Below are 12,655 nucleotides of genomic sequence, written 5' to 3'. Positions count from 1 at the left end.
GGTGCAGCTTCTCCAAACCGGACGTTCGTGACTCGCCCGGCGAAATTGACCAGGAAAAGTTTGCAATACAGGACCCTCCGGACGCTCACTGTGAGGCTAGTCGCGGCAAAGGCCGTTGCGGTAATCGGCCCTATCCCCGGTATGGTCGCAAGCAAGCGACAGATCGAATTGGTTTTGTGGATCTCCGCTAACCGGATGTCGATCCCATCGATCTGCTGTTTCAGCGCATCCAGTTGCCCGACGAGAGCATCCAAAGCGAAGCAGGCATCCTCCGGTAGATCCTCTCGTATCTCGTCCAGCTTTGCGACGAGGGCATCGACCCGGTGCCTACCCTGTGGGACGATAACTCCATATTCGGCCAAATGCGCCCGGAATGCACAAGCTGCCATCGTTCTCTGTCGGACCAGAAGCCCTCGGGCTCTGTGCAGCATCAGGAATGCCTGATCTTCGCGCGATTTGGTCGGGACAAGGCGATGTTGGGGCGGGTCACCGCTTCACAAATGGCGGCCGCATCAGTGGCGTCGTTCTTCGCCCCCCGCCGCACGAAGGGTTTGACGTAACCTGGAGGAATTAGGCGCACGTCATGGCCGAGCCTCTGCAACTGACGGGCCTAGTTGTGGGCAGTCGCACACGCCTCGATACCTATCAGACAAGAGGGCAACGACTCGAAGAAAGGTAGAAGCTCACGACGCGTAAGCCGCTTGCTGTCGAGCGTTCTGCCGGACGCGTCGGCGACATGGACGTGAAACACGTTCTTGGCCAGATCAAGGCCCACGGTGGCTGGGTTCAAGGGAATGCTCCTTCTGCAAAGTAGGACCAGTATACGGTCCCTTCTCAGGAGCGGGGCCATCTTCCCCATCAATGGCAGGATGCGCGACGAGTTTCTGAACGATACCCTGTTTCGCAACCTGGTCCAAACCCGTGATCTGATCGCGGCTTGGGGGACCGACTACAACACCGAACGCCCTCACTCGGCCCTCTGATACCAAACCCCTGCAGGTTTCGCCCTGCACCTGACCACCGCAATCGCCCGTCCCGTTGCACGTGATGACAGTTCCGCGCGCCGGGCGATTGTTCAACCCACGCCAATAGGACTCACCCTGCAACCGGCTCCGATCGCGGCTGGATGAAAGACCTGTGGCAGGTCATTGGCGCAGCAGGTCAAGGGACCAATCCGATCCACCCATCAAAAACCTTGCGACACTACCGACGAAAGGCCAAGCCCGGCAGCGAATTCCGCGGCGGAAGACTGCTCCGGCCCGAGGACGATTTCGCCGCCCTGTCAGATCTGTTGGTCCATCGCCTGCGATGGCATCTGCGACGGTGCGTGCCATCGCACCACTTCCGCGGGAATCCCGGCGACCGTAGTGTTCGGGGGCACGTCCTTCAGGACAACACTGCCGGCCGCAACCTTGCTCATGGCGCCGATTGTGACATTTCCCAGAACCTTGGCGCCGCTGCCGATCATGACACCCTCGGCGATCTTGGGATGTCGGTCGCCGGTCTCATTGCCGGTGCCGCCCAGCGTCACGTTCTGCATGATCGAGACATCATCGCCGACGACCGTCGTCTCGCCGATCACGACCCCCGTCCCGTGGTCGATCAGAAGGCCGCGTCCAAGCCTGGCAGCGGGGTGAATATCGACACCCAAGACCACCGAGACCCGATTTGACAGCCAGCTGGCAAGGTCCTCGCGCCTGTCTTGCAAGAGGTGATGCGCGACCCGATGGGCCTGCACCGCCTGAAACCCCTTGAAATTGAGCAGGGCGTGGAAGGGACTGGTGCAGGCCGGATCACGATCGCAGGCGGCGTCGAGGTCCGCGACGGCGGCGCCGGTGATCGACGGATGCGCCTGCAGGACCTCGGCGAACAGATCCGACAGGGCGGGGATATCGACGCCGGGCGCATGAAGGACCGCGGACAGGTGCCGCGCCAGCATCCCTTCGAGGGATGATGCCTCCGCAAGGGGGGCAAGAACCCGGGCCAGGATCGGTTCGCGCGCGCGCAGCCGGTTGGCCTGCGCCACGCATTGCTCGAAGAGCGAGGGAGACGGGCTCTCGTGGGGCGTTCTCAATGTCACTGGCACGGCTGATCCCATCCCGGACTGTCAATCGACTGCGTCGGGCCGCTGACGCCCGGACCAAAGTCAGACGGCATCGACCGCGGGCCGCAGGTCGCGGTCATAGGGCCCCAGCCGCTTGCGGGGCCGGTGAAGGCCCCGCGAGCTGGAACGTCACCGAGAACTGCACCGGGCGTCACGCTACGCATGAAACTGCGCCCAGCTCACCGGCGAGGACGCCCACATCTTCGTCACCTCGACAGGCGCGGCGAGCCAGGTTTCATATTTCTTGAAAACCTCCACCGTGTAGTCCTGCGCATAATGGGCGTTCAGGGCCGCCTCATCGTCGAAGCACTCGAACAAATGCAATGTGTTGCTGCGGTCCTTGCTGACGAAGGCCGAAAAGAGGTGGCACCCCGGCTCCGTCAGAGTCGGCGGAATGAGCGCATCCAAGGCGGATTTGGCATCCTCGAAATGCTCAGGCTTCGTCTGGATCACCGCGAAGAGAAACAGTTTGGGCGTGCTGGCGGACATTCAGACAGCCCCCCGATAGACCGGTTTCAGAGCTTTGATGAGCTCGGCCTGAATCGGCAGAACCGCATCGTTCACGGCCCTAACCCCCATGTCTTGGCCGACTTGCGTCCGGATCGGACGGGGCGCGGTCATGTCCACAAGATCGGCGATGCGCTCGGCGACGTTGACGGCATCCGTGCTCGCATCGCCTTGGTCAAACATGCCCTGAAACATCCCCAGAAGACGCTCGCGCCCCTTGGCCAGATCCCCATATTCCCGCAGGCGCGGCGCATCGGCCGGTGCGGGGGCCGTCGTGACAAGGTCGGTTCCGTGGCCGCTGGGCTCAACCAGAATCGACTCGATCCCGAGTGTTTCGAGCTCGTAGTGCAGCGACTCGCAATACGCCTCCATCGCCCATTTGCTGGCACAGTAGAGGCCAAAATACGGCATCCCGAAGCGACCCGCGGCAGAGCTCAGGCTGATGATAAGGCCCGACTTTCTGGCGCGCATCGGCCCAAGAACGGCGCGGTTCATCCGCATGATGCCGTAGAGGTTCACGTCAAACAGGTCCTTGGCCTGATCAAGCGTGAAGGCCTCGGTCAGGCCAACGGGCATGATCCCGGCGTTATTGATCAGCACATCGATCGGGGCCTCAGCTTCGATCGTCGCGACGGCCGCGGCGCATCCGGCGTCGTCGGTCACATCCAGCTCGACAGGCACGATCCGACCTTCGGGAAATGCCGCCAATTCGGTCGCGGCGGCGGCATTGCGCCCGTTCAGATCGCGCATTCCAGCATAGACACTGTGGCCGCGCGCCGCGAGCGATTTGGCCGTGCGCAGGCCAATTCCGCGACTTGCTCCGGTGATGAGGATGGTTTTGGAGGTCATTTCTGCAGGTCCTTTGTTCGGAAAACCGTTTGCATGAAGAGGGCGAGGGGTTCGTCGTTGCCGCGGACCTTCATCCGCGTCAGCGCCCCGCTCCAGGAATTCAGGAGCCAGTCGGCGGCCTGTGCCGGCGTGAGATGTTGCAGGCCGAGTTCGGACAGCTCGGCCTTGGCAAGGCAGTCTTCCAGCACCGCAGTCAGCGCGCGCCAATGCGCATCCAGCGCGGCCTGAAACGCGGGTTTCTCGTCGGCGAGCTCGGTCGAGAGATTGCACATCAGGCAACCCTGCTGGAATTTGCGGTTCCCCATGTCTGTGCGGGCTCCCTCAAAGAAGGCGCGCAGGCGGTCGATGGGCGGGAGCGAGGCGTCCTCCAGAACCGTTTTCGCGGTCGCGAGCTGCGCCTCGCTGTAGCGATCGGCCACCGCGATCCCGAAGGCCTCTTTGGAGGGGAAATGGTGATAGAAAGAGCCCTTGGGCACGCCCGATGCTGCCAGTATCTCATTGATCCCGCTCTCGGAAAAACTGGTTTCCCGAAAGGCGCGTTCGCCCGCCTCGAGGAGTTTCTCTCGGTGCGACAGATGCGTCTTCTCGCTTTTGGGTCGTGCCATTTCAGGGGGCTCCTGCTGCTCAAGACTCATGAATAGACCGGTCTCTTATTAATTGAAAGAGAAGGTGCCCTCACAGTTGCGTTACGCGCTTGCGAGGGCACCGCCTGGTGTGGCCGGGTCCCGGCGCGGCCCTGTGCCGCGCCGGGACCGCAATCATCGCTCAGCCGCCCAAGATATGGATTTCCATATGGGCGAAGCTGTCGTCCCGCAGCGGGATCAGGTCCCGATAGGCTGGCTGATCAAAGAACCCGCTCGCCGCGGCCGCGTCGGCAAACTCCAGAACCAACACCGTGGCCGGAGTGGTCTTGCCCGCCACGCTCGCCGCAACGGGCGCGCGCAGCGTCGGGATGACGCCCGCGGCCTTAAGCAGGGGTTGGACCGCGTCCGCGTAGCGTCTGGCACCGTCCGCCTTGGCGGGGTCCGGTTTCGAGAGCACGATAACATGCGTTGTCATGGCTAATTCCTTTCCGGGATTATCGAAAGTCTGCGGGCATTTCGATCGCAAGGATACGGTAGGGATCGGCCGCACCTGCCGCAGGGTCGAACAGATGGTCGAGCTGACCTTCGACGACATAGGCCGTCTGGCCGATGACCGTCGCCGTCGTCGGGACGTTCAGATCCTTTGCGATCACCTCGAGCTGCGCCTCAGCACCCGAAACGGTGGCGCCCCAAAGGGCACCGCGCGCGCCCGCAGACAATCCCCCGCCTTCGACAATCAGAAACCTGCCGCCGCCCAGGGCCGTCAGACCATCCGCGCCATGGATCTCCGTCGACATCGTCAGATCCGTGATCGCCCCGGCCCGCACCTCTGCGTCCAGCGCGATCCGATGCAACGTGCCGGTGTTGTAGCGCGCGACGAAAACCGCCCCGTCATCGTAGGCAATGCCGTTCAGGTTGAAGCCTTCGCCCGCAAAACGGGCATCGTCGAGCCAGATTTCCAGCCGTTCCGCGCCGGGGGCCAGGGCATAGATGCGGGGCACAAAGCTGTCGGTGACCAGGATCGTGCCATCGGGCAAGGCGGCAATGTCGTTGCAGAACATGCCCCCCTCGGGCAGCGGGTATCGGCCCGCGGGAGCGCCGGTTTGCGTGTCGAAGGCGGTCAGTGCCGGGACGGCCGTTCCCGTCAATGCGCTGACGCCCGGATCGGACGAACAGGCATAGGCCTCATCGCCCGCGACATGGACCCCGACGACACTGACAAGACCATTTGCTCCGGCAGGCGCGAATTCAGAGATGCTCCGCGTGGCCGAGATCTTGAGGATCCTTCCTTGCGTCAGGCTGCCGACATAGAGATTGCCCGCGGCGTCATGCGAGATGCCTTCCGGCGCGAATGCGGCATCGGGCAGGGGAATTTCGGTTTCTGCCATCGCCAGGGCAGGCAGGGCGGCGATCACGGCGCCCGCGAACAGGAGGGGTTTGAGGGAGAACATCACAGCGGTCCTTTCCAGAGTTGCTGGACAAGACTTGGGCCATATACGGGGGGCTTTCGCGCTGCGGATGGTCAGGGGCGCGCCGCAAACGGTCAATTGCGCGCGCGCGCTGGGTTCAGGGTCACCAGCTCGCCCATCGGCCGCCCCTGCGTCGCGCGCAACTCGGTCGGGCTCATGGAAAATCGCAGACGGAACCGTTCGGCAAAGCGCGACTGCGACTGGTAACCGCAGTCAAAGGCGATCTGTCCGATCGGCATGTCAGAGGAAATGACCCGCTCCACCCCCTGATTGAGTCGTGTATCCTCCAGCAGATCGCGAAACCCGGTGTTCTCGGATTGCAGCCGGCGGCGCAGGGTCCGCTCGCTCATCGCAAGGACCCGGGTCAGATCCTTCATGGACCAATCGCGCGACAGATCGGTCTTGAAATGTTGGGTGATCCGCTCCGACAGGGTTTCCCCGCGCGAGATCAGAAGGTTTCCGGCCAGACCCTGCCGCGCAAGGATCAGGAGGATCTCGACGAGCCGGTGGCGGGTCTGGGTCAGGTCTGCGGGATAGGTCTGGTCATGCGTGATCCAGTCCGCGACGATGGAATAAAGCTCTTCTGATCCGGCGGCCTTCCACTTCGGTGTCAGATCCCAGTCCTTCAGCCCATCGGAATATATCTTGCCGAACAGGTCCGTGGTTTGCCGGTCAAAGACCAGCGACGCGCCCAGAAACCGGCTTTGCCCGCGCTCTGGAATGTTTTCGGCATCGCATCGCACGCCCTTGGGGAGCAGCAGAACCTGCCCGGGATGGGCATCATAGGTCTGCCGATCCGCGACGACCCTTTTGAGCCCGATGATCGGGAACATCAGCATCGGGGCGGAGATATCCATTCTCGTAATGGTCTGCGCCTGTTGGCAGCCATTGATCCAGACCCCCCGCGCTGTCTGACCGGACAGAAAGGCGGTGGTGATCGATCTCTCTAGTCGTGACAAGATGGTCTGTTTGATCATCACCGGGCGTCCTCGTCTGTGCGATTGTCATCTATAACAGGTTTGCGCGCGATCCGGGATCAAAGCTTGCCTTTGGCCGTCTGAGGCGCAAAATTGGCCGAATGCGGGCAGGCGTGATGCCCCTCCCCCGCGCGCGCCAAGCCGCCGCGCTGCCTTGGAGGAGGCACGCCGCCAGCGTTCGAGCGATCAGACCGACCGGCGTGGAAGCCGTCCCTTGGCGGCGTTACTTCATCGCCTCCAGGATCAGATCGCCGACATTGGTCGGAAAATCCGGGTTCGAGCGCATGAGCGCGGCCGTCCTGCGCCCCTCTTCCAATGTCCTGATCCGCCGCCGCAGGTCGCGGATGTCGCAGGCCGGCGAGGTCAGCGGGAACGCCGGAGCGCCCAAGGTGATCAGGCCGTTCGCCCGTGCCGCCGTCAGGCGTTTCTCGCATCTGCAGGCCGCGGTTTGTGCCACTATCCCGCAATGGGTCTTGACGAAGCGCGTGACCTCCTGCCGGGCTCGGCTCAGCCTTTGCCGATAGGCTGTGGCGGAAATCTCGAGCGCCTCCGCCGCCTCGCTGTCGGACATCTCGAAAATATCCCCCAGCACATAGGCGATGCGCAGGGTGCGGCTGAGACAGGTCAGCATCGCCAGCGTGCAGCCCACCTTGATCTCTTCAATCGCGATGGCGGTGATTGCGGCGTCGGCCGGATCGTCTTCGGGGTCGGCCAGACCTTGGTCCAGATCGTCCGCAAAATCCTTGAAGCTCATCCGCATCGCCTCGACCCGGCTGCGCTTGCGCTGTCCGACAAGGTGCCGGGAGGCGACCTTCAGCGCCCAGCCCCCGGCGGCCCGGTCGTCGCGGATCGTGCCGAGATGGGTGATGATCTGGATCAGGATTTCCTGCGTGGCATCCTCGGCATCGGCGGGATGGGCCAGCATCCGCAGGGCGAGCCGGAAGACCGGGCCCTGCAGGGACTGCGCCACGGATGCCAGCGCCGCGCGGTCCCCTTGCCGCGCGGCGCTCACCTGGTCCGGGTCCAGATGGATCATGCTTCGAGCCGCTTGCGCAGCGACACCAACTCTGTCGCGAGGGTCTTTTTCTGCGCCTCCAAAGCGCCTTCCAGCGCCTCGAGCGGCACCGGCGGCGCCATCAGGACGAAGGAATAGATCGAGCTGTTGCCCGCATCCTCGGTCACCCGGGAATAGGCCGCACCGACCGAGCCATCCGGGAACGTCATGATCCAGTCGATCGTGCCCTGCTCGGCCGAGGCGCGGGTTTCCAGCCGGATCGGAACCGCCCCGTTCGGGGTCACCAGCTCGGCGCGCTCTGCGTCGGCGGATTTGAAGGCATTGGTCCAGTCCGGCAGGTTCGCCGGGTTTGCGATATAGGCGAACACCTCCGCGCGGGGTTTTGCGATGCTGATGGATTGCACGTCATGGGTTTTCATCTTGCGTCCTCGCTGAATTGCGCCGGGCCAGTCCCGACCGCATGTTAAGAAAGAGGCGGGGGCAAGCGAGTCTGTGACAAAGAAAGTCCGGAAATCTTGCGGCGGTGCCCGCACGCCGGTCAGCGCCTGCGATGGGCGGCCGCCTTGGCCCGGTTGCCGCAGACCTCCATCGAGCACCAGCGACGCTTGTGGTTCTTGCTGATGTCGAGGAAGTAAAGCGTGCAGCTTGGCCCCTCGCAATTCCGCACATAGTGGAAATCCGCCTCGGCGATCAGGCGCGCAGCGGCTGCCGCGAGCCTGACGATCAGATCGCGCGGGGCGGTCAGCGGGTGCCTATCGGTCAGGATAAACGGTCGCGCACGATCGCCGTCGGGCTCCGGGGCGGGGGCGATCTGCAAGAACCGCGCGCCGCGCGCGAGGACCTCGTTGATCTCGGCAATCACGGGGTGGCGCGTATCGCTCAACCCGCTGCCGCTGGCTTCTGCGATGAAGGGCCGGAGCCATTCGCGGAAGGCCACGATCTGCTGCCGTGCCTGTTCCAGCGCAGGCGCGGCGGCCGCCTCGCGGAACGGGGCCAGCTCCACCTCCGAGGCAAGCCCCGCCGCGACAAGCCAGTCCAACAGATCGGGGCCGGTCTCCAGCCAGTCGTAGCGCACGGAGCGTGGCATCGCGACGCTGTTTAGGAAATCCAGCGCCGGGCTCTCGCCGATGAAGAACGGCGCCGGTCTTGTGCCTTCGGTCATCTGCTCCTCCGTCTGCGAGGCAAGGCTGCGATTCGCCTTGATAACCGGTTTCAGCGCATTTCACTAGTTACGACTCCGTGCGCCCCATCACAATAAAGTAACTGTATAAAGCCATTTTTGACGGTTACCAAGGGGTCACCGAACCAGCCTTGAACCTCAATCAACGGTGTAACATGACCCGATCTTCCTCGAGCCGCTTCTCCATTGCGGCAGCCCTTGCGCTGCCCCTCTTCGCCTCTGCCGCCGCCGCGGGCGACCCCGCTTCCTGGCCTGTGAGCTACCGCAGCGCGGACGTTGGCGGCCTCTCGATCGCCTACCGCGAAGCCGGACCGCCGGATGCGCCCGTCATGCTGTTGCTGCATGGCTTCCCCGCATCGTCGCATATGTTTCGCGACCTGATCCCAGAAATCGCGGGCAGCTATCACGTCATTGCCCCCGACTACCCCGGCTTCGGCCAGTCATCGGCGCCGGCGGCAGAGCACTATGATTATGACTTCGCCACCCTGGCCGAGACCATGAACGCCTTTACCGAGGCTCTCGGGCTCGAGGACTACACGCTCTATATGCAGGACTACGGCGGTCCGGTGGGCATGCGGCTTGCTGTCTCTCATCCGGATCGCATCGCGGGCCTCGTGTTCCAGAACGCCACCGTGCATGCCGAAGGCTGGTCTTCGGAGGTGGTGGCGCAGCTCTCGCCCTACTGGAGCGAGCGCACGCCCGAAACCGAGGCGCCGGTCCGCGCGTTCCTCGCGCCCGAGACGACGCGCTGGCAATACGAGCAGGGCAGCACAAGACGCGACAGGTTGAGCCCCGATGCCTGGGTCGTCGATCAGACCGGGTTAGACCGGCCGGGCAACGATGCCATCCAGCTTGAGTATCTGTGGAACTATCGTGACAACGTCGCTGCCTACCCCGCCTGGCAGGCCTATCTGGCCAGCGCGCAGCCGCGCACGTTGATCGTTTGGGGCAAGAATGACCCGTTCTTCACCATGGATGCCGTGACCGGCCTGCAAAAGCTGCTGCCCGATGCCGAGACGCGGCTTCTCGACGCCGGCCATTTCGCGCTGGAAACCCACGCCCCGGACATCGGCGCCGCGATCCGCGACACCTTTTCCCAGTGATCACCCTGCAACCCAAAGGAGCAACCCAATGACCAAAATTCTCTATATCGCGGCCTCGCCGCGCGGTGCGATGTCCCAATCGGGCAAGCTGGCCGAAGCCTATCTTGCGGCGCGTCAGATGGCGCAACCGGATATCCACCTCGACCGGCTCGAACTGTGGCACGCCGATCTGCCCGAATTCGACGGGGACAAGGCGGCGGCGAAGATGACGTTCTTCGGCGTGGGCGATATGGACGCGCCGCGCCAAAGCGCCTGGGACCAGGTGGTCACCGTCACAAACCGGTTTATCGAGGCGGATGAATATGTGCTCTCGGTGCCGATGTGGAACGGCGGCATCCCCTACAAGCTCAAGCAATATATCGACATCATCACCCAGCCCGGCCTGCTCTTCGGATTCGATCCCGAGGCCGGTTACAGCGGCTTGCTGCGCGGCAAGTCGGCGCGGGTGTTCTATACCTCCGGGGTCTATGCGCCGGGGGCACACGCCAAATACGGCACCGATCACCATTCGACCTATTTGGACTGGTGGCTCGATTTCATCGGGGTGGCCAAGATCGAAACCGTGCGGTTCCAGCCCTCGCTGCTGACGGCAGACCCGGCCGGGGACCAGATGAAGGCGCTCGATCGCGCACGGGATCTGCATCTGCGTCAGGCGTGATCGCAAAAGAATGGCCCCGGCGCATCTTTGCGCCGGGGCGGTGCCGGGGCAGTCGCGCGGTTTTGACGATGTGTCCCCCCCGACGGCATCAATGTACCAAGGTGACGCCCATGCATCCCCGGGGTCTTGTCACGGGGCTTCGTCACGAACGACCGCTATTACTGGTTTGCTGCGTCTGCAGTGCAGCAGCCTCCGGGGCCGCTTTCCGCCGATTGTGTTGAAAAACCCGAAAATCTGGCGGTTGTATTTTGCTGCCAGAATTCGGTGCTCCTGCCAAATTGAAGCCGAGTGCCCTGTGGAGCATCTGGGAGCGTCGGACATTGCCAACGCTGATCTTAGACCGACCCCCTCGACGAATTTTCGGAGAGGCCTTCTATGGACAAATTTTTCACCCATTTTCGCGAAAACCGGAGTTTTTCAACACAATCCGCCCACAACGACAAGGAGGGAATACCCTGTCGCCAATAGATGCATGAGGCTTCGTTTGCAAATCCTGAAACGATTATCACATTGTAATCGTAAAACTTTCTTGGCACGCGAATGAATCGTTGCACGGCAAGTGAAACGATAAGCAGAACGGTGGACTTCACGCTCCGCATCGCCAACGCGTTAGCCCAAATCGACTTGTGGCGCTGCGCCCACAACCCCCGCGTCCTCCAACTGCTCGCGATCGGGCAGATCGCGCAGGCTCTCCAACCCAAACGCGACAAGGAACTGTTCGGTGGTGACGAAGGTATAGGGCGCCCCGCGTCGAGGCGACCGTGGCCCGGTCCCGATCAGGTTGCGCGCATGCAGTCGGCCGATCAAGTCGCGGCTGATTTCCTTGCCGAAGATGTCCTTGAGCCCGTCACGGGTGATCGGCTGGTGGTAAGCGATGGCGGCCAGGACCGCGACGTCGAACTCGCTCAGATCGAGCAGTTGGTCCCCGACATCCGCCGCGGCGCGGATCGCCGGCGCATAGGTACTCCGCGTCCGGAATATCCAGCCGCCGGCAACTTGCGCGATCTCGAAGGCCCGCCCTTCCAGATCGGCGGCAAGGTCCTCGACCAGCAGATCGACCGAGGCCTCCTGCCCCACCACGCGGGCGAGATCTTCGCGCGGCACAGGGGAGGCAGAGGCGAACAGCACCCCCTCGATGCGGCGCATCCATTCCCGCCAGCGCAGCTCCGGCGGCAGGTCGGACAGCTCGCGATCCAGTTCGGGGTCAGGGCGATCCTTTGCCATCGCTACACCCCGTAGAGCCGGAAAGTATCGCGGCCGGTTAGCTCACGCACCGCGCCGAGTTCGACCAGCCGGTCGCAGAGCCGCCGCGCAGCGCGGTCCGGCAAGGGCAAGGCCGAAGGCGCCACCGCATCGCGGGTCAGGAACATGTCAACGGCCTCCCCCGCCCCCTTCGCCCGCAGCTTTGGCGCGACGGCTTTCAGATGCGCCGCCCGACGCGCGAGCTCGGTGGAGAGACGCACGGCCTCGACCGCCGAGGAGATCAGCGCCCGGTGACAGGCGAACCGCAAATCGTCCCCACGCTTGCGCAGGTCGGCGCGCTTCAGGCCCGCGGCGAGTAGCGGCACCAGATGATCCCAACCGAGTGCTTGGGCGATGGCCGTATCCGCTAGGATCAGCGCTGCTACGTCTGTGCGCGGCGCCTCCGTCAACACCGTCTCAAGCACCATCACCCCACGGCATACCCGCGCCCCTTTCCCCGCATCGAGCCACGCGGCAATCTGGCCCGGCTCGATGGTCGGCAAGGCTCGATCCAGAGCCTTGATCGACACCGGCCACTCAACCGAGCGCCGCCAGTGCAAATAGGTCTCCCCCGCCGGTCCAGGCAGATCGCCGGGACGCAACAGATGCACCGCATCACGCAACTCCCCTGCCCGCTCCGACCGTCCAGAAAACGCCAGACAAGCCTCGGCCGCACGCAGCGCGATCCGGTCCCGCAACAAGGCTTGGGGCACCTCTGCGCGTCCTAACACAAGATGCAGGTGGTTCAGAGCAGCCCCCGACAAAAACGCAACATCTTCAAGGGTTTCAGCGCGCGCGGAGGTGACCCAGACGGGCATCCGGGGTAACGTGTCGAGGTCGCTGATGTGATCTGGCGGGCCAAAAGTCATGCCTGCAGCCTACATCAGCGCGGCGCTTTATTCCAGAAAATAGCACTCTAACCGCCCCACCCTTCGGTTCGTTTTATGTCCAATAAGTTTGCATTATC

Annotated in this window: 14 protein-coding genes and 2 pseudogenes; 3 read left to right on the top strand and 13 right to left on the bottom strand. The window is 63.4% G+C overall.

The features are described from left to right. Positions 1-389, bottom strand: a pseudogene (locus tag ACN0V4_RS21155) (hypothetical protein); the annotation flags it as partial. Between the two features lie 444 nt (positions 390-833). On the opposite strand from ACN0V4_RS21155, the pseudogene ACN0V4_RS21150 reads away from it, so the two are divergent. Further along, positions 834-1,130: pseudogene (locus ACN0V4_RS21150) on the top strand (integrase core domain-containing protein); the annotation flags it as partial. Between the two features lie 152 nt (positions 1,131-1,282). On the opposite strand, the gene cysE reads toward ACN0V4_RS21150, so the two are convergent. The 10 genes from cysE to ACN0V4_RS21100 all read right to left on the bottom strand — a co-directional run bounded on the left by cysE (position 1,283) and on the right by ACN0V4_RS21100 (position 8,667). Continuing rightward, positions 1,283-2,026, bottom strand: a complete 744-nt coding sequence (cysE, locus tag ACN0V4_RS21145; RefSeq protein WP_417679842.1) for a serine O-acetyltransferase — start codon at positions 2,024-2,026, stop codon at positions 1,283-1,285. Positions 2,027-2,260: 234 nt separating this feature from the next. After that, entirely contained in the window at positions 2,261-2,593 is a 333-nt protein-coding gene (locus tag ACN0V4_RS21140; protein WP_068241026.1) for a putative quinol monooxygenase, read from the bottom strand. Beyond that, positions 2,594-3,460, bottom strand: coding sequence for an SDR family oxidoreductase (locus ACN0V4_RS21135; RefSeq protein ID WP_417679839.1), 867 nt, complete (start codon positions 3,458-3,460; stop codon positions 2,594-2,596). After that, positions 3,457-4,065 carry a TetR/AcrR family transcriptional regulator gene (locus ACN0V4_RS21130; protein ID WP_417679837.1) on the bottom strand — a complete coding sequence of 203 codons (609 nt, stop codon included), beginning with the start codon at positions 4,063-4,065 and terminating at the stop codon, positions 3,457-3,459. The genes ACN0V4_RS21135 and ACN0V4_RS21130 overlap by 4 nt, the downstream gene beginning before the upstream one ends. Positions 4,066-4,225: 160 nt before the next feature. Next, positions 4,226-4,519, bottom strand: coding sequence for a DUF1330 domain-containing protein (locus tag ACN0V4_RS21125; protein WP_068241032.1), 294 nt, complete (start codon positions 4,517-4,519; stop codon positions 4,226-4,228). Between the two features lie 19 nt (positions 4,520-4,538). Further along, positions 4,539-5,495 (bottom strand): SMP-30/gluconolactonase/LRE family protein, encoded by a 957-nt coding sequence (locus ACN0V4_RS21120; protein WP_417679835.1) that lies wholly within the window; start codon positions 5,493-5,495, stop codon positions 4,539-4,541. Positions 5,496-5,587: 92 nt separating this feature from the next. Further along, positions 5,588-6,370, bottom strand: a complete 783-nt coding sequence (locus ACN0V4_RS21115) for a helix-turn-helix transcriptional regulator (RefSeq protein WP_417679833.1) — start codon at positions 6,368-6,370, stop codon at positions 5,588-5,590. A 343-nt stretch (positions 6,371-6,713) separates the two neighbouring features. Next, positions 6,714-7,526 carry an RNA polymerase sigma factor gene (locus ACN0V4_RS21110; protein WP_417679831.1) on the bottom strand — a complete coding sequence of 271 codons (813 nt, stop codon included), beginning with the start codon at positions 7,524-7,526 and terminating at the stop codon, positions 6,714-6,716. Further along, positions 7,523-7,924 carry an SRPBCC family protein gene (locus ACN0V4_RS21105; RefSeq protein WP_417679829.1) on the bottom strand — a complete coding sequence of 134 codons (402 nt, stop codon included), beginning with the start codon at positions 7,922-7,924 and terminating at the stop codon, positions 7,523-7,525. Before ACN0V4_RS21105 ends, ACN0V4_RS21110 begins: the two co-directional genes overlap by 4 nt. Positions 7,925-8,043: 119 nt before the next feature. Further along, the gene (locus tag ACN0V4_RS21100) at positions 8,044-8,667 is read right to left on the bottom strand and encodes a CGNR zinc finger domain-containing protein (protein WP_068241038.1); all 624 of its coding nucleotides are present in this window, start codon (positions 8,665-8,667) and stop codon (positions 8,044-8,046) included. Between the two features lie 173 nt (positions 8,668-8,840). Between ACN0V4_RS21100 and ACN0V4_RS21095 the strand changes: the two genes are divergently transcribed. Together ACN0V4_RS21095 and ACN0V4_RS21090 are read left to right on the top strand one after the other, a co-directional pair. Then, a complete protein-coding gene (locus ACN0V4_RS21095) occupies positions 8,841-9,788 on the top strand; it encodes an alpha/beta fold hydrolase (RefSeq protein WP_082705043.1) in 948 nt (315 codons plus the stop codon). 28 nt (positions 9,789-9,816) lie between these two features. Further along, positions 9,817-10,446 carry an FMN-dependent NADH-azoreductase gene (locus ACN0V4_RS21090; RefSeq protein WP_417679827.1) on the top strand — a complete coding sequence of 210 codons (630 nt, stop codon included), beginning with the start codon at positions 9,817-9,819 and terminating at the stop codon, positions 10,444-10,446. A 609-nt stretch (positions 10,447-11,055) separates the two neighbouring features. On the opposite strand, the gene scpB is transcribed toward ACN0V4_RS21090, so the two are convergent. Together scpB and ACN0V4_RS21080 are read right to left on the bottom strand one after the other, a co-directional pair. Next, positions 11,056-11,670, bottom strand: coding sequence for an SMC-Scp complex subunit ScpB (gene scpB / locus ACN0V4_RS21085; RefSeq protein ID WP_417679825.1), 615 nt, complete (start codon positions 11,668-11,670; stop codon positions 11,056-11,058). A 2-nt stretch (positions 11,671-11,672) separates the two neighbouring features. Further along, positions 11,673-12,557 (bottom strand): DUF1403 family protein, encoded by an 885-nt coding sequence (locus ACN0V4_RS21080; protein WP_417679823.1) that lies wholly within the window; start codon positions 12,555-12,557, stop codon positions 11,673-11,675. Positions 12,558-12,655: the final 98 nt, after the last annotated feature.

The sequence above is a fragment of the Pseudodonghicola sp. genome (genome assembly GCF_048268305.1).
Classification (GTDB): Bacteria; Pseudomonadota; Alphaproteobacteria; order Rhodobacterales; family Rhodobacteraceae; genus Pseudodonghicola.
The sequence above is the reverse complement of the archived record's forward strand: the minus strand, read 5'-3'. Positions and strand labels throughout refer to the sequence as shown.